This window comes from Massilia sp. PAMC28688, from assembly GCF_019443445.1.
In the GTDB taxonomy this organism is placed as follows: Bacteria; Pseudomonadota; Gammaproteobacteria; order Burkholderiales; family Burkholderiaceae_D; genus Telluria_A.
This window is the reverse complement of record NZ_CP080378.1, coordinates 2717267-2742875: the sequence shown is the minus strand read 5'-3', so window position 1 is coordinate 2742875 and position 25609 is coordinate 2717267. Positions and strand designations below refer to the sequence as shown.

General features: G+C 62.2%; 24 protein-coding genes. 13 read left to right on the top strand and 11 right to left on the bottom strand.

The window, feature by feature from the left end:
* The 3 genes from KY495_RS12315 (at position 1) to KY495_RS12305 (ending at position 3514) form a co-directional block, all read left to right on the top strand.
* Positions 1-864, top strand: coding sequence for a DUF4123 domain-containing protein (locus KY495_RS12315; RefSeq protein WP_219879729.1), 864 nt, complete (start codon positions 1-3; stop codon positions 862-864).
* 63 nt (positions 865-927) lie between these two features.
* Positions 928-1524, top strand: a complete 597-nt coding sequence (locus KY495_RS12310) for a DUF3304 domain-containing protein (RefSeq protein WP_219879728.1) — start codon at positions 928-930, stop codon at positions 1522-1524.
* Positions 1502-3514, top strand: a complete 2013-nt coding sequence (locus tag KY495_RS12305) for a DUF2235 domain-containing protein (protein WP_219879727.1) — start codon at positions 1502-1504, stop codon at positions 3512-3514. The genes KY495_RS12310 and KY495_RS12305 overlap by 23 nt, the downstream gene beginning before the upstream one ends.
* A gap of 201 nt (positions 3515-3715) precedes the next feature.
* Here KY495_RS12305 and KY495_RS12300 read toward each other — a convergent pair whose 3' ends face one another.
* The 4 genes from KY495_RS12300 to KY495_RS12285 are packed head-to-tail and all read right to left on the bottom strand — an operon-like array spanning position 3716 to position 7974.
* Entirely contained in the window at positions 3716-5179 is a 1464-nt protein-coding gene (locus KY495_RS12300) for a sigma-54 dependent transcriptional regulator (RefSeq protein ID WP_219879726.1), read from the bottom strand.
* A 34-nt stretch (positions 5180-5213) separates the two neighbouring features.
* Positions 5214-6905: an ATP-binding protein gene (locus KY495_RS12295; RefSeq protein WP_219879725.1), complete on the bottom strand. Its 1692-nt coding sequence runs from the start codon at positions 6903-6905 to the stop codon at positions 5214-5216.
* 11 nt (positions 6906-6916) lie between these two features.
* Entirely contained in the window at positions 6917-7171 is a 255-nt protein-coding gene (locus KY495_RS12290) for a PP0621 family protein (RefSeq protein ID WP_219879724.1), read from the bottom strand.
* Positions 7168-7974 carry an inner membrane protein YpjD gene (locus KY495_RS12285; RefSeq protein WP_219879723.1) on the bottom strand — a complete coding sequence of 269 codons (807 nt, stop codon included), beginning with the start codon at positions 7972-7974 and terminating at the stop codon, positions 7168-7170. The genes KY495_RS12290 and KY495_RS12285 overlap by 4 nt, the downstream gene beginning before the upstream one ends.
* Positions 7975-8139: 165 nt before the next feature.
* Between KY495_RS12285 and ffh the strand changes: the two genes are divergently transcribed.
* Positions 8140-9510: a signal recognition particle protein gene (ffh, locus tag KY495_RS12280; RefSeq protein ID WP_219879722.1), complete on the top strand. Its 1371-nt coding sequence runs from the start codon at positions 8140-8142 to the stop codon at positions 9508-9510.
* Between the two features lie 176 nt (positions 9511-9686).
* The gene (locus KY495_RS12275) at positions 9687-10079 is read left to right on the top strand and encodes an SWIB/MDM2 domain-containing protein (RefSeq protein WP_219879721.1); all 393 of its coding nucleotides are present in this window, start codon (positions 9687-9689) and stop codon (positions 10077-10079) included.
* An 82-nt stretch (positions 10080-10161) separates the two neighbouring features.
* On the opposite strand, the gene KY495_RS12270 is transcribed toward KY495_RS12275, so the two are convergent.
* The 4 genes from KY495_RS12270 to KY495_RS12255 all read right to left on the bottom strand — a co-directional run bounded on the left by KY495_RS12270 (position 10162) and on the right by KY495_RS12255 (position 15440).
* Entirely contained in the window at positions 10162-11532 is a 1371-nt protein-coding gene (locus KY495_RS12270; protein WP_219879720.1) for an alkaline phosphatase, read from the bottom strand.
* Between the two features lie 26 nt (positions 11533-11558).
* On the bottom strand, positions 11559-12980 hold the full coding sequence (locus KY495_RS12265) for an alkaline phosphatase (protein WP_219879719.1): 1422 nt from the start codon (positions 12978-12980) through the stop codon (positions 11559-11561).
* Positions 12981-13080: 100 nt separating this feature from the next.
* Positions 13081-13698, bottom strand: coding sequence for a lytic transglycosylase domain-containing protein (locus tag KY495_RS12260; RefSeq protein WP_229518622.1), 618 nt, complete (start codon positions 13696-13698; stop codon positions 13081-13083).
* Positions 13699-13706: 8 nt separating this feature from the next.
* The gene (locus tag KY495_RS12255) at positions 13707-15440 is read right to left on the bottom strand and encodes a proline--tRNA ligase (RefSeq protein ID WP_219883986.1); all 1734 of its coding nucleotides are present in this window, start codon (positions 15438-15440) and stop codon (positions 13707-13709) included.
* 214 nt (positions 15441-15654) lie between these two features.
* Here KY495_RS12255 and KY495_RS12250 point away from each other — a divergent pair, with 214 nt between their 5' ends.
* A complete protein-coding gene (locus tag KY495_RS12250; protein ID WP_229518591.1) occupies positions 15655-16296 on the top strand; it encodes an RNA pyrophosphohydrolase in 642 nt (213 codons plus the stop codon).
* A 564-nt stretch (positions 16297-16860) separates the two neighbouring features.
* Positions 16861-17286, top strand: coding sequence for a DUF1841 family protein (locus tag KY495_RS12245; protein ID WP_219883985.1), 426 nt, complete (start codon positions 16861-16863; stop codon positions 17284-17286).
* 76 nt (positions 17287-17362) lie between these two features.
* Here the strand turns inward: KY495_RS12245 and KY495_RS12240 are convergent, their stop codons facing one another.
* Together KY495_RS12240 and KY495_RS12235 are read right to left on the bottom strand one after the other, a co-directional pair.
* Entirely contained in the window at positions 17363-17704 is a 342-nt protein-coding gene (locus tag KY495_RS12240) for a cytochrome c (RefSeq protein WP_219883984.1), read from the bottom strand.
* A 10-nt stretch (positions 17705-17714) separates the two neighbouring features.
* Positions 17715-18032 (bottom strand): c-type cytochrome, encoded by a 318-nt coding sequence (locus KY495_RS12235; RefSeq protein ID WP_219883983.1) that lies wholly within the window; start codon positions 18030-18032, stop codon positions 17715-17717.
* A gap of 284 nt (positions 18033-18316) precedes the next feature.
* On the opposite strand from KY495_RS12235, the gene KY495_RS12230 reads away from it, so the two are divergent.
* The 5 genes from KY495_RS12230 (at position 18317) to KY495_RS12210 (ending at position 23340) form a co-directional block, all read left to right on the top strand.
* Complete coding sequence (locus KY495_RS12230; RefSeq protein WP_219883981.1) at positions 18317-19183, top strand: MoxR family ATPase; 867 nt, start codon at positions 18317-18319, stop codon at positions 19181-19183.
* Positions 19183-19785: a GNAT family N-acetyltransferase gene (locus KY495_RS12225; protein WP_219883979.1), complete on the top strand. Its 603-nt coding sequence runs from the start codon at positions 19183-19185 to the stop codon at positions 19783-19785. Before KY495_RS12230 ends, KY495_RS12225 begins: the two co-directional genes overlap by 1 nt.
* Positions 19779-20948: a VWA domain-containing protein gene (locus tag KY495_RS12220; RefSeq protein WP_219883977.1), complete on the top strand. Its 1170-nt coding sequence runs from the start codon at positions 19779-19781 to the stop codon at positions 20946-20948. Before KY495_RS12225 ends, KY495_RS12220 begins: the two co-directional genes overlap by 7 nt.
* Before the next feature lie 87 nt (positions 20949-21035).
* Positions 21036-22214, top strand: a complete 1179-nt coding sequence (locus KY495_RS12215) for a cation:proton antiporter (RefSeq protein ID WP_219883976.1) — start codon at positions 21036-21038, stop codon at positions 22212-22214.
* A gap of 1 nt (position 22215) precedes the next feature.
* Positions 22216-23340, top strand: a complete 1125-nt coding sequence (locus KY495_RS12210; RefSeq protein ID WP_219883974.1) for a YbdK family carboxylate-amine ligase — start codon at positions 22216-22218, stop codon at positions 23338-23340.
* Here KY495_RS12210 and KY495_RS12205 read toward each other — a convergent pair.
* Positions 23314-24573, bottom strand: coding sequence for an MFS transporter (locus KY495_RS12205; protein WP_219883973.1), 1260 nt, complete (start codon positions 24571-24573; stop codon positions 23314-23316). The genes KY495_RS12210 and KY495_RS12205 overlap by 27 nt on opposite strands.
* Before the next feature lie 110 nt (positions 24574-24683).
* Between KY495_RS12205 and KY495_RS12200 the strand changes: the two genes are divergently transcribed.
* Complete coding sequence (locus tag KY495_RS12200) at positions 24684-25577, top strand: LysR family transcriptional regulator (protein WP_219883971.1); 894 nt, start codon at positions 24684-24686, stop codon at positions 25575-25577.
* The last annotated feature ends 32 nt before the right edge of the window (positions 25578-25609 follow it).

The following is a 25609-nucleotide window of genomic DNA, read 5'->3' as shown; positions in this document are numbered from 1 at the left end:
ATGGACGTTAGCTACAACAACGTAATTGCGCTCTCGGCAGAGTTCGGCAACGCGGCACCTCATCACTTGTACGCATTGATCGACCACGGCGGCCATCCGGGTCTCACGGGTCACCTGAACAAATTTAAGGTCGCGTGGTCGAGCCTTTTCCAAGGTTCCCGCGACGAGGGCGCGCTCGAAGTCGCACCAATCCTCGTGCCAATACGAACGGCGCACAGTCTCGCAGTCTCCAGGTCGTGCATGACGCCTATTTTTGAACGGGCTCGCTATAGCTCGTCGATGACGTTCTTGCACTCTCCACTTGATCTTCAGGCATTGAATCGGAGATTGGCTGTGCGCTTGGACGTATCGCTTCCAGATGGCGTAGAAATGCTGCTGCGGTTCTTTGACGGGCGCGTATTCGAATCATTAATGAACACTCTGAGCCCGTCCCAGAAGGTGGCGTTCCTCAGCCCGGCCCGCGCTTGGTGGTGGGTGGACAGGGCGGGGCAAGTCCAGCTTCAAACGAGCGAATTTCTCGAAACCGATTCGCCGGAGATTCCGCTCGGCTTGACGAGCACACAGGAGGCCGCGCTGATCGACGCCAGTGAGATCGATCAGGTGGCCATGTTACTTGAGGCAGTCATGCCCGCAAATTTTGAGGCGCTGGTTGGCTCCGACCGCGTGTCCTTCTTGCGCAAGAACATTGCTGCAGCGCACAGCTATCGAATCGTCTCGCCGAATGATGTCACCTTGTTTTGTACGTTGGCGTTAACCCACGGAGACGGCTTTGAACACAGAACGCCCTGGGTTCAGCATTTTGAAAAAGTCAACTCAGGTCAAACAAGTTTTTATGATGTCTTGCAATCCATAGCAGTTGAGTAGTACCGGAATGCACACAAACGTCCTCACTCTCCAATTGTTGCAATCAGGCTGGTAAAGCAATATATGAAAATCGATCTCACCCTGAGTGCCATAGTCTTGATTCTTTGCCTCCTGTTTGTGACCGCGTGCGAACCCAAAGGTAGCAAAATTCCGATCTCGGCAACAACAAGAGAACAGCTTGCCAATCCCGCATTGTCAACCGGTGAAACCGTGCCGCTTACCATTGTTGGCTACAACTATACCGACAAGGACATCAATGATTTTTACGTCGATGGCACTGGAGGTGGAAACCTATACGTTAGCAGCGCCAGCGGCGGCGGAGGCGGTAGTGTTTGTTGCTCGACCTACACAATAGGCTCTGCGCCCCACGAGATTAGTCTTCGCTGGCAGTCTGATGCCTGCACTTACGGAACTAGAGTAGCGGAGGACGGGGAGGTCTTTTACGATATACACAGCTTCTACACCACAGAGGCTGTAAAGGTGAATGCTAGCGCTTCTTCTACGATGCCTCGGTATCTTGAAATTCATATTTTCCCTGACCGCCCAGCCCAAGCTTACGTTACAGACGAAATCTCCCCTCCTAGATTGTCGCTCGATCAAAACCGCAGAGTCAATACACCATTCAGGAAATGTCCCAATGACGCAAAGCCGACCGAATAGTCCCAGCGGGGAGCGAATCCAGGGCAAGATTTCACCATCGGCGGCGAATCTCGAAGCAGCCGGGGATGCGCGAGCGCCGGGTTTGGCTAAACCAAAATCAGAATTGCCACGACAATCTCCTGAAGCGAACACGGCGCAGTGTCTACGCAACTTGAGCAATCTAGTTCCTTTTGGCTCCTGTATTCAGAGGATTTGGTTTTCCTTTTTCTTTGATGGCACCGGCAATAACCTGAACGCGGATTTTGGCAATGGAAAGCACAGCAATGTAGCGAAACTATTCCGGACTCATTACGGCGACGAAAATATTGGTGGGGTCCTGCAGTCGGACGGAAAGCCGTACCCGAATATTCATAGAATTTATGTACCCGGAGTGGGCACCTATTTCTTCCCTGCCAAAGATGAAGGTGGAACCAAGATGGGGCTTGGCACAGGTGCCCGCGGCGAAACACGCATCACATGGGCACTTGATGAGTATGGCAAGTTCATGATGAAGCACGTACAATTGGCAAACAACCCTGTCAATGCAATTGAAGAGATTAATATCGCAGTGTTTGGATTCAGCCGTGGCGCGGCGGCAGCCCGAGCTTTTACGAACGATTTCATCAAACGCTATTGTGTAATGAAGGGTGGCAAACTTGTCACGCGTAGCGGAGGCTACGTGGTCAGAATTCGTTTTCTCGGATTATTTGACACCGTAGCATCCGTCGGCATTCCCATGTCCTCAAATAATCTCGAGACCGTCGATGCGATTACCGGCAATGCCAAGTCTCACATCAACATGCGGCTGAAGAAATTCTGGATGACCGCGCCGCGCATGTTGGCATTCTCGCCGAATGCCGCACCCGGCGCGGACCCTGCCCCGGGCATTCACGATGGCCACATGGAATGGGGTGGCCGTTTAGTCATACCTTCATATGTTGAGAACGTGACCCATTTTATTGCAGGGCATGAACAGCGAAATTCGTTCCCTGTCGACACGATCTCCGTCGCAGACGAACACGGCAAATGGCACCGACCAGCCCATTGGAATGAATTTGTCTATGCAGGCGTGCATTCCGATATTGGTGGCAGCTATGCACCAGGAGAGGGAGGTAAAAACGTTGAAGGGGAAACAAGGTTCGGGTTGCTCCCGTTAGTGCATATGTACGACCTTGCGATCCAAGCCGGCGTTCCCTTGAAGCCACAGTCCGCATGGAACCAGTTTCAAAGATTCGATTTCCGAATGAATAGTGTAGTAGCCAAAGACTATGACTACTATTGCAGCCAGCTTGGCAAGTCGAAAAATCTGGGCGAGCTGGTAATCGAACACATGCGACTATACTTCAAGTGGCGCTTCCATAAAATTCGCACCAAGAAAAACAAGGAAGAGTCTGCTCCCATCCAAGCAACTGAGACTAAGTTTAAAGGCGTGCTTAAGCAGCTTCACGCTGAAGAAAGGCCTTTGAAAGCGTCTTATGACAGAAACGTTTTAATGCGGAATATGTATCAGAACGATTTGAACAAGATCGGCGAACTGATGGGCGAGGACCGGGTCCACGCCGAAAAGGAAGTGATTCGACTGAATGGCGAAATTGTTAAGTCATATAAGGCGTGGCGCGAGACGGTGGCAAAGATTCACTCGGTGCCGAAGACTGGCGACCTCTTTGCGCACATTTCTTTTTTTGACGCGCAATTACTCACTGATGTGCAGGAAATCTACGACGATGTAATGGATCCTAAAAGCGCGGGCAGGCGCGCGGTTGGTTACACCAAGCTGCGCCCTTTCTATAAGGCGATGGTGGACGCATACAAAGCAGAATTTATCGATAATGCAGGCTTGAAAGATGAACGGATCATCGGCTTCTTCGACCGCTATGTCCACAATTCTATTGCCGGTTTCGGCGCGGACGCCACCATGCCATCCGATCCACGGGTAATGTATGTGGGCGACGACTTCAAGGCCAAGTATGCGACGCTGATGGGCAAGCGCGAAACAGAGAGCATGGCTTGATATCGCGCCTGAAAGGACACACCGATCAAATGACGGAGATACAAGTTGCGCATGCCTTGTCCAATTCTCCGAATTCGAGCGGCTTAACGTGAATTTGAAGGCTGCGACATTCGTGAATCAGTGCTGGGCACCGCCGCCGCCGAGTGCGCGAGGTATTAGTTCACCCGTTTAATCTCGGAACTGCCCGATGCGCAAGGCATTTTAAGTATCCGGCTCCTGGATATCGAGCTTTTGCATCTGGTAGCGCAGCTGCCGAAAGCTGATGCCCAGGAGCTGTGCCGCCTGGGTGCGGTTGTACTGCGTCTGGGTCAGTGCGCGGATGATGATGTCGCGTTCGACCTGGTGAAGATAGTCCGGCAGGCTGCTCGGCAGCGGCTGGTCCGCGCCCGGCAAGTGTGGACGGGGTGCCGCAGCCGGCATCACAGACGCTGGCGGCGTCAATACTGCGGCAGCCGAAAAATCCTCCGCCGCGGCCGGCGCGCTGGCCGTCATCACGGCGGGCGGCTCCGCAACGGCTGCCAGCCGGGCCCCCTTGAGCGACAGGTCCTGCACTTCGATCACGCCATCGTTGGCAAAGGCCAGTGCCCGTTCAATGACGTTTTCCAGCTCGCGCACATTGCCCGGGAAGGAATACGCACGCAAGGCGTCCAGCACGCCCGGCCCGAGCACCGCCGTCTGGCCCGGCGCGGCAAGGCGGGCCAGGATGGCATCTGACAGCACGCCCAGGTCGTCGGTGCGCTCGCGCAGGGGCGGCACCGACAGCTCGATCACGTTCAGCCTATAAAAGAGGTCCTGCCTGAATTTGCCGGTTTCCACGCACTGGGCCAGGTTCTGGTGGGTGGCGCTGATGATGCGCACGTCCACCGGTTCCTCGGCGGTGGCGCCAATCTTGCGTACGCGCCGCTCCTGGATGGCGCGCAGCAGCTTGACCTGCATGGCCAGCGGCAGGTCGGCCACTTCGTCGAGCATCAGGGTGCCACCGTTGGCCGCCTGGAAAAAGCCATCGCGCTCGTCGACCGCGCCGGTAAATGCCCCCTTGCGATAGCCGAAGAATTCCGCTTCCATCAGCGCTTCCGGGATGGCGCCGCAGTTCACTGCAATGAAAGGCTTGGCGGCGCGCGCGCTCTGAGCGTGGATTTCGCGCGCGGCCAGCTCCTTGCCGCTGCCCGATTCGCCCGTGATGGCAATCGGCGCCATCGAGCGGGCCAGGCGCGCGATCTGTGCACGCAGCGCCTGCACCACCGCCGAATCCCCCAGCAGGCGCCGCTCGCCGCCGCCCGCCTTGCGCCCGCCCTCGGACGGCAGGCGCAGGGCCGATTGCACCATCACCCGCAGTTCATCCAGCACCACAGGCTTGGAGACGTAGTCAAAGGCGCCGGCCTTGAGGGCCACCACCGCATTGTCGGCGCTGCCGTAGGCAGTGATCACGGCGATCGGCGTGCTCTTGTTGGAAGCGCTCACCTCGCGCACCAGCTCCAGGCCCAGTCCATCGGGCAGGCGCATGTCGGTCAGCACCAGCGCGTAGTCGCCCTGCGCGAACAGGGCGCGCGCCTCGCCCAGCGTGGCGGCGCTGTCGACATCAAGTCCCATGCGCACCAGGGTGATCTCCAGCAGCTCGCGCAGGTCCGCTTCGTCGTCGACGATCAGGATTCGGGGTGATGTCATAAAACTGCCTTTCGCTGACTGTGGGGCCGGGCGCTCACAGCGCCACCGGCTGGGCAAAGGTGATCACAAAGCGGCCGCTGGCCTTGTGGGCGCCGCCATCGACCGCATCAAACCGGTATTCATAATCGAGCGTGGCGTCATTATTGAGACACAGCTCGCGCGCCAGGTACAGGCCCAGTCCCGTGCCCTTGTTGGAAGTGGTGTAAAAGGGCTCGAACAGGTGGGCGCGCACATCGGGCGTGATGCCCGGTCCGTCGTCCTGCACGTGAAGTTCCATGCGCCCCGCCACGCCGGTGAGCGCATAAATGCGGATGCTGGCCGGCGCCCCGCTTGCGTAGCGGATGGCATTGGTCAGCAGATTGACCAGCACTTCGCGCAGGTGCAGCTGGTCAAAGCGCACCGGCGCCGTCCCGGTATTGCCAACCAACACTATATCATCGCGCATGCCATGCGTTTCCTGGAATTCCGTGGTCAGCTCCTCGAGAAAGCTGCCCAGATACAGCGGCTCGCCATTGGGCTGCACCTTGCGCGACAATTGCAGGATGTCTTCCACCATCCGGTTCACCCGCGCCACATTGTCGCCCACGATTTTCAGCAGCCGCACATGGGCCTTGTCGGACAGGTCTTCCGCCAGCAAGGCCGTGGCGTGGCCGATGGCCGACAGCGGATTGCGCACTTCGTGGGCAATGCTGGCGGTAAGCCGGCCCATGGACGCAAGCTTGAGTTCCTGCGCCTGGTTTTCGATGGCCGTCACGTCCTGCATGAAGATCACAAAGCGCATGGCGCCCGTGTCGGCCGTGTCCACCCTGGTAAAGCGCAGCTTGAGGTGGGCCGAGAGGTCGCGCCGGCCGGTCCAGGCACTGTGCTGATACTTGCCCGGCGTCGGATGGTGCGGCTTGACGGTGACAAAGGCGGCGCGCTGCGGCAGCTTGCCATCGTCGCCCAGGGGCTGCGCCAGCCACGAGGAAAAGGCGTGCGCCACCGGTTCCAGCGCGCCGATGTCGGTGAGCTTGAACTGACTGGTGCCGCCGGACAGGCCCAGCATGAACAGGGCCGCCGGGTTGCAGGTAAACACCTCGCCCGCGCCCCCCACCACCAGGATGCCGTCCTCGACGTCGGCAATAATGAGCTGGTTGATGGCCTGCTGCACCGACAAATCCAGGCCGCGCCGCGCGGCCAGTTCTTCCTGGCCGATCAGTTTGGCGGCCAGGCGACTGACCACCAGCACCAGCGCAAAGAACACCGCGCCATACAGGCCGGCCTGGGTGAGCGGCGTGCTGCGGTCGCCCATGAAGACCTGGTAGATGGTCTCGGCCAGCAGGAACAGCGCCACCAGCGAGGCCGAAAACAGCGACAGGATCAGGGGCGCCAGGATGGCCGCCCCGCCCAGCGGGAACAGATAAAGGATCACCAGACCGCTGCGGGCGCCGCCGGCAGTCAGGTAAAGGGTGGAAATAACGGCAATGTCGACCGCGATCTGCACCACCACATGGACCAGGAAGCGCTTGCGCACATACACCGCCAGCACGGCAAACACGCAGGACATGGCAAGGTAGAACACGCACGTTTCGGCGTACAGGAAGTAGCCGGTGGTGTAATCCTGGCGGTCGAACACCAGGTACAGCAGCAGCACCACCGCAATGACGATCCGGGTGCCATTCATGGCATGCAGCGAACGCCAGAAAGTCTCGCGCGAATCGGGCGACAGTTCGCTCCAGCGTCTCATGGACATTGCGCTTACTGGGGCGGCAGGCGCACGTGGGCCGGGCTGCAGAAATCCTGGCCGTCGGCGCGCACCGCCTCGGAGGCCGGGAAGTAGACGTGGCAATGGGCGCAGCTGGTCATCTGCTCGCCTTCGCCCAGGGCCTGACTGCGCTGTTCAGCTTCGGCCCGCTCCTGCGCCGCCTTCTGCCTGTGTGCCAGCGCGCGCAGCTTGCTGCGCACGGCAAAATAGATCAGCAGGGCCAGCGCAATCCAGAACAGTATCCTCATGCCACCACCCCGCGGTGCAGCACCACTTCCAGCACGAAGCGGCTGCCCACATAGGCCAGCGCCAGCGTGGCAAAACCGGCCAGCGTAAATCGCAGCGCCGTCTTGCCGCGCCAGCCGCGCCAGCGCCGTCCCGTCAGCAGGGCCGCGAACAGCACCCACGACAGCAGCGTGAAAATGCTCTTGTGATCCCAGGTCATGACGCGGCCAAAGAGCTGTTCGCTGAACACCACGCCCGACAGCACCGTGAGGGTGAGCAGGATGAAGCCGATCCAGATCAGGCGGAACAGCAGTTTTTCCATGGTCAGCAGGGCCGGCAGCTGGTCGATGGCGCCGGCCAGCCAGCCGGAATGGGCGCGCCGCGTGTGCAGGCGCGACTCCTGCAGCGCCATGAGCACGGCGTGAAAGGCGGCGATGGTGAGCGTGCTGTAGGCGAGGATGGCGATGGTGATGTGCCAGCCCAGGGCCGGCGCGTTGTCCTGCAGCTGCAGCACGCTGCCCGGAAACAGGGCCGGCAGGATGGCCACCATGGCGGCGCTGGGCATGACCAGGCGGCGCAGGCCGTCGAGCGCGAAATTGCGGTTTTCCAGCCAGTAGGCTGCCACCGACAGCCACAGCGCCGCCGACAGCATCTGGGCAAACCCGATGCGCACCGTGCCGGGCGCGAACATGTCGAACCACAGGGCAGCGGCGTGCAGCAGCCAGGCCCCGGCCGTCATGCCGGAAATGAGGCCACCCTGGCGGGCGGGAATGATGGCGCAGACGGCGTACAGGAGCGCGGCGGCCAGGTAGAGGGAAATGAGCATCGCTTAAGTTTACACCATCGGAGCGGCTCGGCGGGAGATCATCGTGCCTGGGTTCGCCCCGTCCCACGGCCCGCTTTAGCGGGCTTATCGCCCTGGCACATAGGGTAAAATGGCGCCAGCGCGGCACCCTCGCCGCATCGCCTATATATATTAGTCAGGTCTGCCATGCTCGATAATCTAACCCAACGCCTTGCCAAGGTCGTCAAGACCATGCGCGGTGAGGCGCGTCTGACCGAAACCAATACCGCCGAGATGCTGCGCGAAGTGCGCCTGGCGCTGCTCGAGGCCGACGTTGCCCTGCCGGCCGTGCGCGAATTCATCAGCCGGGTCAAGGAAAAAGCCCTGGGCGAAGAAGTCATTGGCTCGCTCAGTCCCGGCCAGGCCCTGGTGGGCGTGGTCCAGCGCGAGCTGGCCATCCTGATCGGCGCCGACCTGGGTCCGGAAGCATCGCAGCTCAGTTTTGCCCAGCAGCCGCCCGCCATCATCCTCATGGCCGGCCTGCAGGGTGTGGGTAAGACCACCACCACCGGCAAACTGGCCAAGTACCTCAAGGAAGAGAAAAAGAAAAAGGTACTGACCGTGTCGGCCGACGTGTACCGTCCGGCTGCGATCGCCCAGCTCGAATCGGTGACCAAACAGGTCGGCGCCGATTTTTTCCCCTCCACCTCCAGCGACAAGCCGGTCGACATCGCGCTGGCCGCGCTGGACTGGGCCAGGAAGCACTACCACGATGTTCTCATCATCGACACCGCCGGCCGGCTCGGTATTGACGAAGCGATGATGCAGGAGATTACCGCCGTCCACAAGGCGGTCAAGCCGATCGAAACGCTGTTCGTGGTCGACGCCATGCTGGGCCAGGACGCGATCAACACGGCCAAGGCCTTCAATGATGCCCTGCCGCTGACCGGCATTGTGCTCACCAAGCTCGATGGCGACTCGCGCGGCGGCGCGGCCCTGTCGGTGCGCCACATCACGGGCAAGCCGATCAAGTTTGCCGGCGTGTCGGAAAAGCTGGACGGCCTGGAAGCGTTCGACGCCCAGCGCATGGCCAACCGCATCCTGGGCATGGGCGACATCCTGGCGCTGGTCGAAGAAGCGCGCAAGGGTGTCGACAGCAAGGCCGCGACCGACCTGGCCAACAAGATCAAGGTGGGCGGCAAATTCGACATGAACGACTTCAAGTCGCAGCTGGGCCAGATGAAGAAAATGGGGGGCATGGCAAGCCTCATCGACAAGCTGCCGGCCCAGTTCCAGCAGGCTGCCGGCGGTGCCAACATGGACCAGGCGGACAAGCAGGTGCGCCGCATGGTGGGCATCATCGACTCCATGACGCCGCAGGAGCGGGCCAAGCCGGAGCTGATCAAGGCCACCCGCAAGCGCCGCATCGCCGCCGGCGCCGGGGTCCAGGTGCAGGAAGTGAACCGCATGCTGGCGCAGTACGACCAGATGCAGGCCATGATGAAAAAGCTCAAGGGCGGCGGCATGATGAAGATGATGCGCGGGATGAAGGGCATGCTCCCGGGCGGCATGCGCTGAGGCGATTGGCGCTTAAAACTGCGATGGCGGCCCGCCCAAGGGCCTAGAACGGGCTTTTCCCTCTGAAAAAGGGGGGAAATTCTCGAAAAACACTTGCGTCATCGCAGAAACCCAACCAATATAAGCCGTGCGATCAATTGCGCAATTTCCCACGTGTTTGTTAAGGAGGCTCGAAGATGGCAACAGCCAAAAAAACCCCAGCAGCAGCGCCAGCAAAAAAAGCAGCGGCGAAGCCAGCAGCAAAGCCTGCAGCAAAAAAAGCAGCAGCTCCTAAAGATGCAGCACCAAAAGCAGCAGCCAAGAAACCAGCAGCAGCTCGCAAGCCAAATGCCGCTTTCATGAAAGCGATGACGCCATCCGCAACGCTGGCTGAAGTGGTTGGCGCAACGCCGCTGCCACGCACCGAAGTGACCAAGAAAGTCTGGGATTACATCAAGAAGCACGACCTGCAGGACGCAGCGAACCGCCGCATGATCAATGCAGACGACAAGCTCAAGGCTGTCTTCGGCGGCAAAGCCCAGGTCTCGATGTTCGAAATGACCAAGCTCATTTCGGATCACCTGAAGTAATCCACGCTGTCGCCGGGCCAGAAGGGCCCACCGGATTCAGAAGGCCCCGCTTGTGAAAACGGGGCCTTCGTGCATTCAGGGGTTAGAAACCGAATGCCTGCTTCATCAGGTGAAAGACCTTCGTGTTTTCCATGGTGCCCTTGAATACCTGGGAGCCGGCGCCGGTGGCAAACAGCTTCACGTCGCCGCCGCCATGGGTTTCCCCTTTGAGGCGGACGCCGCTCTCCTGGTGATAATCGCGCTGCAGGGCGGCCTTGCTGTCCACGTCCACGCGCTGCGCCAGGCGGTTGGGGCCATTGCCAAAAACGAGGGTGGTGAAGGTCTTGCCGTCGGCGTCGCGGGCTGGCTGGCCGTCGGTGTAGTTGCGCACGATGTCGAGAATCGGGTTGCCGCGTTTGCCGTAGCCATTCATGCTGATGGCGTGGTCGTGGTCCGCCGTGATCACAATGAGCGTATTGCGCAGGCCCGGATCAAGCACCTTCATGCGCTCGATGACGGCCTTGATCGCATCATCAAAGGCGATGGTTTCGGACAAGGCACGGCTGGCGTTGGAGTCGTGCAGGGCGTGGTCGATCTTGCCGCCTTCAACCATCAGGAAAAAGCCATCCGGGTCCGGCGCCAGCAGGTCCACCGCTTTTAGCGCCATTTCCGACAGCGAGGGTTGCTCCGCGCGGCGCTCGATGTCGTAATCCAGGTGGCTGCTGTCGCTGTAGATGCCCACGAACTTGCGGCCCGGCTGCGCCGCCAGCATCTGGCTGCGGGTATGGGCAACCGCGTAGCCTTGGGCGGCCAATTCACCGAGCAGGTCACGTCCGTCGCCACGGCCCGTGGGGTTACGCACCCGGTCGAACGGGGTGAAGTGATGGCGCCCGCCGCCCATCAGCACGTCCACCCCGTCGCGCAGGGCCGGATTGTAGCCGGCGCCGCCCGGCACGATCTGGGCCGCGATGCTGTACCCGGCATCGCGATCGCAGCTGTGGGCGAAGGTCGATGCCGGCGTGGCATGCGTCATCTCGGTGGTGGTCACCGCGCCCACGGCCTTGCCGCGCGCCTTGGCCAGTTCCAGCAGGGTGGGCGCGGCGCGGCCATTGCCTGCCCCGCACTGGTCAATCGATGGATTGCCGTTGGCGTCCCTGGCCGGCGCCACGGGCCTGGCGTCGGCCATCGAAATGACATCATTATTGATCTTGATGCCCGTCATGTAAGCGCCCATGGACGGCGCGCTGTCCGTGGTCTGGGCATTGTTGGAATAGGTCTTGACGCGCGCGCTGCGTTCGAGCGACTCCATGTGCAGCAAGCCCTCCTCCTTGTACTTGAAGATGCGGGCGGCGGTCAGGGTGGTCGCGCCCATGCCGTCGCCGAGGAAGAAGATGACGTTCTTTGCCGCCGGCGCGGCAGCGGCCGCGTTGCACAGGGCGGCCATCAGGAGCGCGCAGAGTGGAGTGAGTTTCATGGTCGTTTCCCTTGTCGTCTGCCGCCTTACCAGCCGGCGGCCGCCTTGATCAATTCAAAGACGCGCGTGTTGTCGATGGTGCCGTGGAAGGTGTGGGCCCCGGCGCCGATGGCGCCCAGGTACACATCGGTACCGCCATGGGTTTCGCTGCCGGGGGCGGTGCGCACCACGGCTTCCTGATGGTAGCCGTCGGCCGCAACCAGCGCGTCGGTCAGCGGCGCGACGCTGGAGCGCGCCCCCTGCACCCGGTGTTCGCCAGTGCCAAAGCCAATGATCGTGTACGGCCTGCCGTCGAGATCAAGCTGGGGCTTGCCGTCGGACACCCGGCGCACCAGTCCCAGCACGCCCGGTTCGGTGTCGGTGGTCTTGCCGGTGCGGCGCGCATAGCCATTCAGGTGCAGGGTGTGGTCATGGTCGGCCGTGACCACGATAAGCGTATTCCTCAAGCCCGGGTCAATGCCCTGCATCTGGCTTATCACCGCCTTGAGCGCGTTGTCAAAGGCGACCACCTCCTGCAAGGCGCGCTTGGCCTGGGTGTCGTGCAGCGCGTGGTCAATCAGGCCGCCCTCCACCACCAGGAAAAACCCATTCGGGTTTGTCGACAGCAGCTTGACCGCCTTGCCAGCCATGTCCGCCAGGCTGGGTTCTCGGGCAGGGTCGCGCACGGCATCGTACGACATGTCGGTCGCGGCAAACAGGCCCGCGGCCGGCATGCGGTCGATGGCGCGAAACTGCGCTGCATTGAGCGCGGTGCTGATGCCGCGCGCCTGCATCTCTGCCAGCAGGTCGCGGCCGTCGGCGCGTTTGCCACCATTGGCCACGCTCTGAAAGGCACTGGTGCCGCCGCCAAAGAGCACATCGATGCCGCCGGCGCCAAGCGCACTGTTGTAGCCGGCGCCGCCGGGCACCAGGGCAGCTGCGATATCGGTCTCCATTCCGCGATCGCAGGCATGCGCATAGACAGCTGCCGGCGTCGCGTCAGTCACGCGGGTGGTGGTGACCACGCCCACGGCCAGGCCGCGCCGGCGTGCCAGCTCGCCCAGCGTCGGCACCGGCGCGCCGTTGATGCAGCGCGCGATGGTGGCATTGCCGCTCTTATCCTTGCCCGGCGCCAGCGCCATGGTATCGGCACTCATCGCAATCACCCCGTTATTGACCTTGACACCGGTCATGTAGGCCGACATCGAGGCGGCACTGTCGGTGACCTGGGCGTCGCGCGCGAAAGTCTTGACGAACGCCGATTCGGGCAGGGTGTCGAGCGTGAGCTGGCCCTCTTCGCCAACGGCGAAAATACGCGCGGCGGTGAGCGTGTTCATGCCCATGCCGTCGCCCAGGAAGAAGATCACATTCTTGGGGCGGGCGGACTGAGTGACGGAAGAATCGGGCGCCACGCTGGCGCAGCCGCACAAGGCGGCCAGCAGCGCGGCGGCAGGCAGGATCGAACGCATGGACAGGCTTTCGTGCGGAAGAAAGCCTGCAGTCTACACCGCGCGCAGCTTGCGCGCGAGAGCACGTAGCCACATGGCGGCTATACGCGCAGCCAGATATTTACGACAGCGGGAATTCCCACTTCTTCCACGCCGCCAGTACGGCATTGGGGTACTTGGCCCGGCCGCGGCTGCCGTTGTACCGGCCCAGCGCCAGATACAGGTTGCCGCCTTCCATATCGATATACATGCGCAGGATCGAACAGCCGTAGCGCAGGTTGCTCTGCATGTGAAACAGCTTGCTGCGGTCATTGTCGCCTACCACCTTCGACCAGAAAGGCATCACCTGCATGTAGCCGCGTGCGCCCACCATCGACACCGCGTATTTGCGGTAAGCCGATTCGACCTGGATAAGGCCAAGCACCAGCCCCGGATCAAGGCCGGCGCGGCTCGATTCGTACCAGGTGGTTTCAAGGAATTCGAGGCGCGACTGGTCGTCGGGCATTTTGCGCTTGAGCCGTTCGGACATGGCCGCCAGCCAGCGCTGGTAGCGCTGGCGCGCCGCCTCGTCGCGAAACACCGGCTTGGGCGGGCGCGTGTCCTTGATGGCATTGGACAGCGCCACGCGCATGGCGTCCGCAATCGCTTCCTCTTTCTGGTTGCCGGCCCAGGCCGGGCCGGCCAGCGCGAGCGCCGCCGCAACCAGCAGCGCCGGCACCACAGAGCGGCCCAGGTACAGATTCACCCTCACGCTGCCAGTTTGGCTTTCAGGAATTCGACCATGCCGGCTACCGGTACTGCGGTCGCTTCGGTGTCGCGCCGGCCCTGGTATTCCAGGTTGCCTTCCTTGAGGCCACGCTCGCCGATCACCACACGGTGCGGCACGCCGATCAGTTCCCAGTCGGCGAACATGGCGCCCGGACGCAGGCCACGGTCGTCGACGATGACGTCCACGCCCGCATCCTTCAAGGCCGTGTACAGGCTTTCGACTTCGGCCTTGACCATCTCGCTGCGGTCCATGCCCATGGGGCACAGCACCACTTCAAACGGCGCGATCGCGGCTGGCCAGATGATGCCCTTGTCGTCGAAATTCTGCTCGATGGCCGCGCCCAGGATGCGCGTCACGCCAATGCCGTAGCAGCCCATCTGCAGTGGCGCAGGCTTGCCGTTTTCGTCCAGGAAGGTCGCCTTCATGCTTTCGGAGTAGGAGGTACCGAGCTGGAACACATGGCCCACCTCGATGCCGCGCTCGATGGCCAGCACACCCTTGCCGTCGGGCGAAGCATCGCCTTCGATCACGTTGCGCAGGTCTGCCACGAGCGGCTCGGGCATGTCGCGGCCCCAGTTGGCGCCCGTGTAGTGAAAGCCTTCTTCGTTGGCGCCGCACACGAAATCGGCCATATTGGCCACGGTGCGGTCGGCCACCACGGTGACCGGCTGCCTGGTGCCGATCGGGCCCAGGTAGCCGGGTACGGAGCCATAGCATTCGAGGATTTCCGCCTCGGTCGCGAAGCGGTGCTGGGCCAGGCCCGGCACCTTGCCGACCTTGACTTCGTTGAGCTCATGGTCGCCGCGAATGAGCAGCATCCAGTTTTCCTTGACCTGCTTGCCGCCCTCTTCCTTTTCCACCGTCAGAGCAATGGTCTTGACGGTGTGCGCCAGCGGCAGCTTGAGGAACCCGGCCACGGTTTCGCACTTGGTGGCGCCGGGGGTAGCCGTCCTGGTCAGGGTTGCAGTGGCCGGCGCGCGGGCAGGTGCGAGGGGCAGTGCTTCGGCAGCTTCCATGTTGGCTGCGTAATCGGAGGTGGGGCAGTAGACGATGGCGTCTTCACCGGTGCTGGCAATGACGTGAAATTCGTGCGAGCCGGAGCCGCCGATGGCGCCATTGTCCGCCGCGACGGCGCGGAACTTGAGACCAAAGCGGTTGAAGATGGCCGTGTAGGCATCGAACATGATCTTGTAGGATGCCTTCAGGCCCGCCTCGTCGCGGTCAAAGGAGTAGGCGTCCTTCATGGTGAATTCGCGCCCGCGCATCAGGCCAAAGCGCGGGCGGCGCTCGTCGCGGAACTTGGTCTGGATGTGATAGAAGTTCAGCGGCAGCTGGCGATAGGACTTGATCTCGGAGCGCACCACGTCGGTGATGACTTCCTCGGAAGTTGGCTGGATGGCATATTCGCGGCCGTGGCGGTCCTTCACGCGCATCAATTCAGGGCCCATTTTCTCCCAGCGGCCCGTCTCCTGCCACAGTTCGGCCGGCTGCACCAGGGGCATGAGCAGCTCGATGCCGCCGGCCTTGTTCATCTCATCGCGGATGATGGCTTCGACCTTGCGGATGATGCGCAGGCCGGTTGGCATATACGTGTAAATACCCGAACCCAGGCGCTTGATCATGCCGGCGCGCATCATCAACTGATGGCTGACGATTTCGGCGTCGGAAGGCGCTTCTTTTAAAGTTGAAATAAAAAAACGTGAGGCGCGCATATCGATGAATTCTTTTTAAAAAGAGAGGGTTATAATCAACCTAATTTTAAAGGATTAGCTGGCTGATGCGTCCAATCTTTATACAAATGGGCCCGTTCGACGCAATTCCCGCCGTTTTCGTACCCCGAAAACCTGGCGGGGCGGCGCATGCGCTGTGGTTTTGTGGGTAAATATGTAAGAAGGCGCACACCGGCAGAAAGTTTCGAGGTGCATCATGCTCGATCGTGAAGGGTTTCGGCCCAACGTCGGCATCATCCTGCTTAACGCCAATAACGAGGTGTGGTGGGGCAAGCGGGTGCGCGAGCACTCCTGGCAATTCCCGCAAGGGGGCATTAAATACGGCGAGACACCGGAACAGGCGATGTATCGCGAACTTGAGGAGGAAATCGGCTTACGGCAGGAGCACGTCAAGATTGTGGGTCGCACGCGCGACTGGCTGCGCTATGAGGTGCCGGATCATTTCATCAAGCGTGAGATTCGCGGGCATTACCGGGGCCAGAAGCAGATCTGGTTCCTGCTGCGCATGGTGGCGCGTGATAACGATGTCAATCTGCGCCTGACCGACCACCCCGAGTTTGACGCCTGGCGCTGGCATGATTACTGGGTGCCGCTGGACGTGGTGATTGAATTCAAGCGGGATGTGTATCAGCGCGCCCTGCAGGAATTGTCGCGATTCCTGACCTGGCCGGCCGGTGGCGGGCATACGCACGAGCGGCGCCATACGGCGCGCTACCTGCGCCAGCCGCATGCGCCGCGGCACCAGGCGGCCAGCGCGGCGGCAGCGGCGCCCGCGGCGGCGCCGGTCGTGATCACGCCCGCGCCACCGGAGCTCATCCTCTCCCCCACCAAGGAATAGATTGCCACCGTCCCGCCCGCCGGCGGCGGCGACGGTTGGCGTTTTGCCACTTCTCCCCCGGGGTCAGACCACTTAAACGCGCAAAAAGAAATGTCCTCACTGTAAAGTTCCGTGACTAAACCGTGGGAAGCTGACACGCATCACGTGCCAATGCCTTGGCACAGTGCTTTTGCAAGCGTTTTGATGCCTCCATCAAACAATTTCCGGCACTCTCGTGAAGTGGTCAGACCACGTGGGAGTTTGGTGGCTGTGGGAGCGCAATGGATGCCAACAGAACATTTCTTTAGCATCGTTTAAGTGGTCAGAGCACGGAACATCGCGGCGCAAAATCGGACGGCGATGATGCTGATCAGATAGTGATCCGGGCCAAGCCGGGCCGCGATGTGGGGCACGACCTGCCCGGGGCGCCGCCTCCCAGTCGATAACCGTGCCTCGCGAAAATTTCTCTAGACGCGATTAAGTGGTCTGACCCCAGACCTTTAGCCCACAGGGATTCTGCTCCACGGAAGTTGCTCTTAGCCCGTTTAAGTGGTCTGACCCTGGTTTTAGGAAAGTTATTACCGAATGTTTACGCCTTCTTCTCACGATGTCCGCCGCTTTTTTTGCGAGGCTTTCCGCAAGCAGCGCGCGGGCGAGATCCTCTCGCCCATGGATGCAATCGCGGTTGACTGGATCAGCCAGCACCCGGAATATGCCGACGTCCTGGCCGACGCCGATGCCGCCGTGGCCCGCGATTATTCGGTCGAGGGCGGCCAGGCCAATCCCTTCCTCCACTTGTCCATGCACCTGTCCATCGCCGAGCAGGTCTCGATCGACCAGCCGCCCGGCATCCGCGCCGCCTGCGCCGCCCTCACCGCGCGCCTCGGTCCGCACGATGCCCATCATGAAATCATGGAGTGCCTCGGCGAGATGATCTGGAAGTCGCAGCGCGAAGGGACGCAGCCCGACGGCGCGGCCTATGTCGACTGCGTGCGCCGCCGCGCCGGCTGACCCGGACGAAAAAAATCCTTCCGGGTCAGCGCAAGCCGACCGGGAAGGATTTTTCTGCCACCGGCAGGTGAGAAACTCAGCGCTTGAGGACCAGGTCCGACGGCAGCGAGCTCAGGTAGGCGGCGATGTTAGCCATGTCTTCGTTCGACAATTGCTTGGCCAGCGGCCCCATGATGGCGTTCTGGCGCGTATTCATGCCGTCCGTACGCTTGTACGCACGCAGCGCGTTTTCCAGGTAGCCGGCGTGCTGGCCAGCCAGTTTCGGGTAGCTCGGGTCGATCGGGCTCTTGTAGTCGGCGCCATGGCACGAGGCGCAGTTGAACTTGGCTGCCTTTTCCTTGCCGATAGCAACGTTGCCGCCGGCCGCAGCGGACAGGGAAACGGCGCCGCAGAACAGGGCGATTACGAATTTTTTCATGGCTCTGTCCTTATTTCTTCTGCGCGGCGTAGTACGCGGCAGCGTTGGCGATATCCTGGTCGGTCATCGAGGCGGCAATACCGCGCATCGACGGATGCTTGCGCTCACCCTTCTTGTACGCATTCAGCGCATTTTCCAGGTACTTGGCCGACTGTCCGCCCAGCATTGGCACTGGGTAGACTTCCGGGAAAGTGGCCTTGTAGCCGGGAATGCCGTGGCAGCCGATGCATTGTTCAACTTTGGCGGCCTTGGCATTGGCAACGATGTCCGCCGCGGCAGACAGGTTGGCGACGCCGGCAAGCACGAGAAGTGCGAAGAATTTTTTCATGGTGGCGATGGTCAGTATTAGTCGGTGCCTTACGTGCAAAAATGCTACTTCTTGCACTATCAACCTGCGATTTTAACCCATTGCCGGAACCTCGTCCACATTCACTGTGTCAACCTTGCCTCGTCCAGGGTGCCCGGCGCCCGGCCCGGACACCAGCTTCCGGCGCCACGCGGGACACGGCGCACACCAGCAACGGGACGGCGGGGGCCGGCGAGCGCCTGCCAGCCGCCGCGCCGCACATGCTTTATACTCGAACGACCGTTCACTTTCTCACTGCCGACACTATGACTTCAGCTCACCAGGTGGCCCCGCGTTTCGAAGGATCCGACGCCTATGTCGCCACCGCCGACCTCAAACTGGCCGTCAATGCCGCCCTCACCCTGCAGCGTCCCCTCCTGATCAAGGGCGAGCCGGGCACCGGCAAGACCATGCTGGCCGAAGAAGTGGCGCAGGCGCTCGACATGCCGCTCATGCAGTGGCACATCAAGTCCACCACCAAGGCCCAGCAAGGCCTGTATGAATACGATGCCGTGTCGCGCCTGCGCGACTCGCAGCTGGGCGACGAGCGCGTACGCGACATCCACAACTACATTGTCAAGGGCGTGCTGTGGCAAGCGTTTACCGCGCCCGAGCCCGTGGTACTGCTGATCGACGAAATCGACAAGGCCGACATCGAGTTCCCCAACGATTTGCTGCGTGAACTCGATCGCATGGAGTTCTATGTCTACGAAACGCGCGAAATGGTGGTGGCCAAACACCGCCCGCTCGTGATCATCACCTCCAACAATGAAAAGGAACTGCCCGACGCCTTTTTGCGCCGCTGCTTTTTCCACTACATCAAATTCCCGGACAAGGACACGATGGAGCAGATCGTCAAGGTCCACTACCCGACCCTCAAGCAGGATTTGCTGGCCCAGGCACTGCAAAGCTTTTACGAAGTGCGCGACGTGCCGGGCCTGAAGAAAAAGCCGTCGACATCCGAATTCCTGGACTGGCTCAAACTGCTGCTGGCCGAAGACATCCCGCCGGAAGCGCTGCGCAGCAAGGATGCCAAGGCCGTGGTGCCGCCGCTGCACGGCGCGCTACTCAAGAACGAGCAGGACGTGCACCTGTTCGAGCGCCTGATCGCCATGTCGCGGATGAACCGCTGATGATCCACGCCGCCCCGATCACGCTCGACTTCAACGGGGTGCGGCTGGAGCCGCTGGCGCAGGCGCACGCAGGCGGCTTGCGCGCGGCCGCCGAAGATGGCCAGCTGTGGCAGCTGCGGATCACCTCCGTGCCCGAGCCTGAACAGGTGGAGCAGTACATCGCCGGCGCGCTGTCCACGCCCAACCGCCTGGCGTTTGCCGTCATCGACAGCGCCACCGGCAGCGTGATGGGCACCACCAGCTACCATGACATCGTGCCCGACATCGGGCGCCTGGAAATCGGCTGGACCTGGTATGCCAAGAGCCGCCAGCGCAGCCACGTCAACACCAGCTGCAAGCTGATGCTGATGACGCACGCGTTCGAGACACTGTCGTGCGCGCTGGTGGGCCTGCGCACCGATAACTTCAACCATGCCTCGCAGGCCGCCATCGAGCGCCTGGGCGCCAAAAAGGATGGCGTGCTGCGCCACCACCAGCAGCGCCGCGACGGCACCGTGCGCGACACGGTCATGTACAGCATCACGCGCGGCGAATGGCCCGAAATCAAAGCGCAGCTGGAATACAGGCTGCAGCGCCATGCATCGAGGAGCAGCGCATGCTGATCGACTTCTTCTACACGCTCAAGGACGCCAGAATTCCGGTCACGATCAAGGAATTCCTGACCCTGCTCGAGGCGATGAACCGCAACGTCATCGCCCCGTCAATGGACGACTTCTATTACCTGTCGCGCCTCACGCTGGTCAAGGACGAAGCCCATTTCGACAAGTTCGACCGCGCCTTTGCCCAGTACTTCAAGGGGATCAACGCCGCCTTCGAGAGTGGCGCGGCCATTCCGCTGGACTGGCTGGTCAAGCGCATGGAGCGCGAATTGTCGGACGAGCAGAAGGCGCAGCTCGAGAAGTTCGGCTACGACAAGCTGATGGACCGCCTCAACGAACTGCTCAAGGAGCAGAAGGAGCGCCACGAGGGTGGCAGCAAGTGGATCGGTACCGGCGGCACCTCGCCCTTCGGCCACGGCGGCACCAACCCGGAAGGCATCCGCATTGGCGGCGCCGGGCGCAATCGCACCGCGGTCAAGGTGTGGGAGCAGCGCGCCTACAAGGACTACGATGCCGACCGCGAACTGGGCACGCGCAATATCAAGGTCGCACTGCGCCGCCTGCGCAAGTTCGCGCGCGAAGGGGCCGAGGAAGAACTGGCGCTCGACGCCACCATCCGCGCCACGGCCAGCAATGCGGGCTACCTCGACATCAAGATGCAGCCCGAGCGCAAGAACAAGGTCAAGGTGCTGATGCTGCTCGACGTCGGCGGGTCGATGGACGACCATATCGAGCGCACCGAAGAGCTGTTCTCGGCCGCCAAGACCGAATTCAAGAACATGGAATTCTTTTACTTCCACAACTGCGTGTACGACTATTTGTGGAAGAACAATCGGCGCCGCAATGCAGAACGGTTTCCCACCTGGGACGTGTTGCGCAAGTATCCGCCCGACACCAAGCTGATTTTCGTGGGCGACGCCACCATGAGTCCCTACGAGGTGCTGGCACCGGGCGGCTCGGTGGAATACAACAATGAAGAAGCCGGCGCCGAATGGCTGGCCCGCTTTTGTCATGCTTTCCCGAAATTCCTGTGGCTCAACCCCGAACCGGAAGGGGTGTGGCAATATCGGCAGTCCATTTCCGTCATCAAGCAGATCATGAATCACCGCATGTTCCCCCTGACCATCGAAGGACTGGAGCGCGCCATGCGTCTGTTAAGCAAATAACAAAATTTCGCACGGAATCCCGGAATAAGGAATCGTGCGCCACAGGGCGTCTTGTAAAATTGGTCACCTTCATCCCGAAAGGATTGCATGCCTGATTTGATGACGATCCTGACCGAACTATCGTGGCCCATTGCCATCTGCATCGCCTGGGTGGCCGGCGAATTTGGCCAGCGCCTGACCGGCCTGCCCAAGATCAGTTTTTACGGCATTGTCGGCTTCGCGCTGGCCGCGCCCCAGATCGGCGTGCTGCCCGTGTCGGGCGCCGGCGCCATTCTCCAGCTGGCCGATGTCGGCTTCGGCCTGATCCTGTTCGAGCTCGGCTACCGCATCAACCTGCGCTGGCTGCGCACCAATCCCTGGCTGGGCGCCGCCTCGCTGCTCGAAGCGGGGACCACCTTTGTTGCCATCTATATGGTGGCACTCGCCTTCGGCACGTCGAACCTGACGGCCATGCTGCTGGCCGCGCTCGGCATGTCCACTTCCCCCGCCACCGTGGTGCGGGTCATCAATGAAACGCGCAGCTCGGGCCAGGTGACGGAACGGATCCTGCACCTGACCGCCCTCAACTGCGTGATGGCGGTGTTCGTCTTCAACGTCATCGTGGGTTTCTGGATTTTCAAGAGTTCCGAAGACGTAGGCCATGCTGCGCTCAACAGCGTGGTGGTGACGCTGCTCTCCGCCCTTGCCGGCGCCGTGTTCGGGGTCGCGGTGCCGGCCGTGCTGCGCCAGATGGGCAACCTGTCCAAGGATGCCACCACCGGCTTTGCGCTGGCGGTCATTTTGCTGGTGTGGTTCACCCACACCACCCAGCTCTCGCCCGTGGTGGCGGCCCTGGTGTTCGGCCTCACAGCGCGCCACCGGCGCGTGGCTTTCAGCCAGGCGCAGCGCAATTTCGGCCCGCTGGGCGAAGTGCTGACGGTGCTGCTGTTCGTGTTCGCCGCCTCCACCCTCGACTGGCGCACCATCACCGACGGCACCCTGCTCGCTCTGGCGGTGCTGCTGGTGCGCCTGCTCACCAAGACGGCCAGCGTTACCGCGTTCGCCCATCTGTCAGGCATCTCGTGGCGCAAGGGGGCGCTCACCGGTCTTGGCCTGGCGCCCGTGTCGGTGTTTGTCATCCTCCTGCTGGAGCACACGCGCCTGCGCGGTGTCATCTTTGGCGACGAACTGCGCGCCATGGCAGGCGTGACGCTGCTGCTGGAAATCTTCGGACCCATCCTGATCCAGCGCGCGCTGATGCTGGCGCGCGAAACCAACAAGGACTGACATGCCACTGGAATCGTTCAACAATTCGCAGCCGCTGACCTTTGGCGTGGAACTCGAACTGCAGCTGGTCAGCCTGTCGGACTTTGACCTGACCGCGGCAAGTCCAGACCTGTTGCACCTGTTGGCACGCAAGCCCTTTCCCGGCAACGTCACGCCCGAAATGACCGAGAGCATGATCGAGATTAACTCGAGCGTGCATTCACAGCACTTGCCGCTGCTGGCCGAACTGGTGGAAATCCGCGACACCCTGGTCGCTGCCGGGGACCAGCTCAACATCGGCCTGGCCGGGGGCGGCACCCACCCGTTCCAGCACTGGTCCGAGCAAAAGATATTTGAAAAGCCGCGCTTTCGCGAGCTGTCATCACTGTACGGCTACCTGGCCAAGCAGTTCACGGTGTTTGGACAGCACGTCCATATTGGCTGCGCCTCGGGCGACGACGCCATGTACCTGCTGCACGCGCTCTCGCGCTACGTACCGCACTTTATCGCCCTCTCGGCCTCCTCGCCTTACGTGCAGGGTCACGACAGCGGGTTTGACTCGGCGCGCCTGAACTCCGTCTTTGCCTTTCCCATGAGTGGCCGCGCGCCCTTCACCTTGAGCTGGGACCACCTGGCCAATGTATACTTCGCCAAAATGGAGGCGACCGGCATCATCAAGAGCATGAAGGATTTTTACTGGGATATCCGGCCCAAGCCGGAATACGGCACGATCGAGCTGCGCGTATGCGACACCCCGCTCACGGTGGAACGGGCAGCGGCACTGGCCGGGTATCTACAGGCCCTGTGCCGTCATCTGCTCGAGCGCAGCGAAGAGCCGCCCGTCGAAGACGACTACCTGGTGTACAACTTCAACCGCTTCCAGGCCTGCCGCTTCGGTCTCGACGGCCAGATCACGCACCCAAAGACGTATGCGACCACGTCACTGCGGGACGACATCCTGGCCACCTTGCACAAGATGGAACGGCATGGCGAGGCGCTGGGCAGCATGGGGGCCTTGCGGCACCTGTCGGCGGTAGCCCAGGACATCAGCGATGCATCGTATCTGCGCCGCCAGTTCGACGAACAGGGCAGCGCAGAAGGCATGGTGCATGCTGCCATCTCACGCTTTCGCGGCGTGCGGCCCTGACGGCACCATGCGTGACAGCGCGAGCGCGGCGGCCATCAGCGCGGCGCCGAGCGCGAAGGTGGTGCGCATGCCGCTGGCCACCATGTCCGCGCCGGCAGCGGCCACGCCGGCGTGCGCCCATCCGGCTGCAAACACTGCACCCATCAAGGAAGCGCCGCCGATCAGTCCAAGATTTCTCGCCATGCCGAGTAGTCCCGCAGCGGCGCCTCGGCGGGCGGTACCCGCAGCGCCGATCAGTGCGCTCCCGTTGGAAGCCTGAAACAGCGCGTAGCTGGCAGTGAGGATGCACACCGGAGCGAGATAGGTGGCCAGGCCCGCAGGCAGCACCGCGAGCAGCACGCAGGCCGATGCCATCCCGGCCAGCCCCGCCATGGTGGCACGCCGGGTGCCGAAGCGGTCCACCAGCACGCCTGCGGGGATGCCACCGAGCGCGGCTACCAGGGGGCCGGCCGACAATGCCAGTCCCACCGGGCCGACGCCCAGCCCCAGCGTGCGCGCCAGGTAGAACGGCCCCACGACCAGCGTGGTCATCATTACCATCGCCACCAGCGCCGTCATTGCCAGACTACCCGCGATGGCGCGTTCACGCCATAGAGCTGGCGAAGCGACTGCCGCGCCGGGCGCGGGCAGTCGCACCGCATCGGATGGCAGCGAGCGCCAGACCAGCATCAGCGCGGCCAGGCCAAGCGGAATATTCACCACGAAAACGCACTGCCAGCCAAAGGTGGCGAGCAGCAGGCCGCCCAGCGCCGGACCAAGCGTGGTGCCCACGGCCGACATGGTGCCGACCAGGCCCATTGCACGCCCGCGCGCCGCCGCTGCGGCCACATCGCCAACCAAAGCGACGGCCAATGCCGTCATCACTGCCGCGCCGGCGCCCTGCAGCGCGCGGGCGGCGAGCAGCATGGCAAGCGTGGGCGCCGCCGCGCACAGTGCCGAGGCCAGGATAAACACCGACAGCCCTGCCAGCAGTGTACGGCGGCGTCCGGCGGCGTCACCGACGCGCCCGGCCATCGGCGCCAGTGCCGTCAGCGTTACCAGATACACGATCACAATCGCCTGCGCCTGCCTGAAGGATGCCGAGAATGCCTCGGCGATCGCAGGCAAGGCCGTGTGCGTGATGCTGGTATCGAGCGACGCAGTGAGCATCGCCAGGCAGATGCCGGCCAGCGCCAGCTTTTGAGCAGGGGCGCGCGGGCGGATCACAACAGGGGTGGCGGGTAGGGTCTTCATGGCAGTCCTCAGGTTGTTTATCCCATGGTACGATCGCGTCATCTATAGCGGAAGACGCAGCATATGCACTTGATACCTGCATCAAACGCCATTCCACATTTGGGAGCCCGATGCGCCGCGCTGACCTTAACCTCCTTATTGCACTGGACGTGCTGCTCGCCGAGGGCAATGTGGCGCGTGCGGCGCGCCGCCTGCACCTGAGCGCATCAGCCATGAGCCGCACCCTGGCGCGCCTGCGCGAGAGCACCGGCGACCCGCTGCTGGTGAGGGCGGGGCGCGCCATGGTCCCCACGCCACGTGCGCTGGAGCTGCGAGAACTTGCCGGCCCTCTTGTCGAACAGGCTGAAGCACTGCTCAAGCCGGTGGCGCCCATCGACCTGGGGACGCTGGAACGGACCTTCACCGTGCGTGCGGGCGACGGCTTCGTCGACAATTTCGGGGCTGCGCTCGTGGCGCGGGTGCGCGGCGCCGCTCCGGGCGTGATGCTGTGCTTTTTACCGAAGGCGGACCAGGACCGCGACGCACTGCGCGAGGGGCGGATTGATCTTGAAACGGGCATCGTGACGGCAAGTGCGGCGCCAGAGCTGCGCGTGCAGGCGCTGTTTCGCGACCGTTTCATTGGCGTGATGCGTGCCGGCCACCCGATGGCGGCGACAAGAATGACCGTTCGGCGTTACGCCAGGATGGATCACATTGCACTGGCGCGGCGCGGCAGCAGCTTTGGGCCGGTAGATGAAGCCTTGCAGGCGCAGGGCCTGCGCAGGAACGTGGCCGCCACCGTGGGCGGCTTTTCGGCAGCACTGGCGCTGGCGCGCGGCTCGGACATGATCGCGACCGTGCCTGAGCGGCATACCGGCAATCTGCGCGGGGAAATGGCCAGCTTCACACTGCCACTGGACGTGCCCGGCATGACGGTATCGATGATGTGGCATCCGCGCCAGCAGGCCGACCAGGGGCACCGCTGGCTGCGCGACTGTGTGCGCGAAGTGTGCGGCGCCAGCTGACTGGCTAGAGGCTAGGGGCTAGGGGCTAGGGG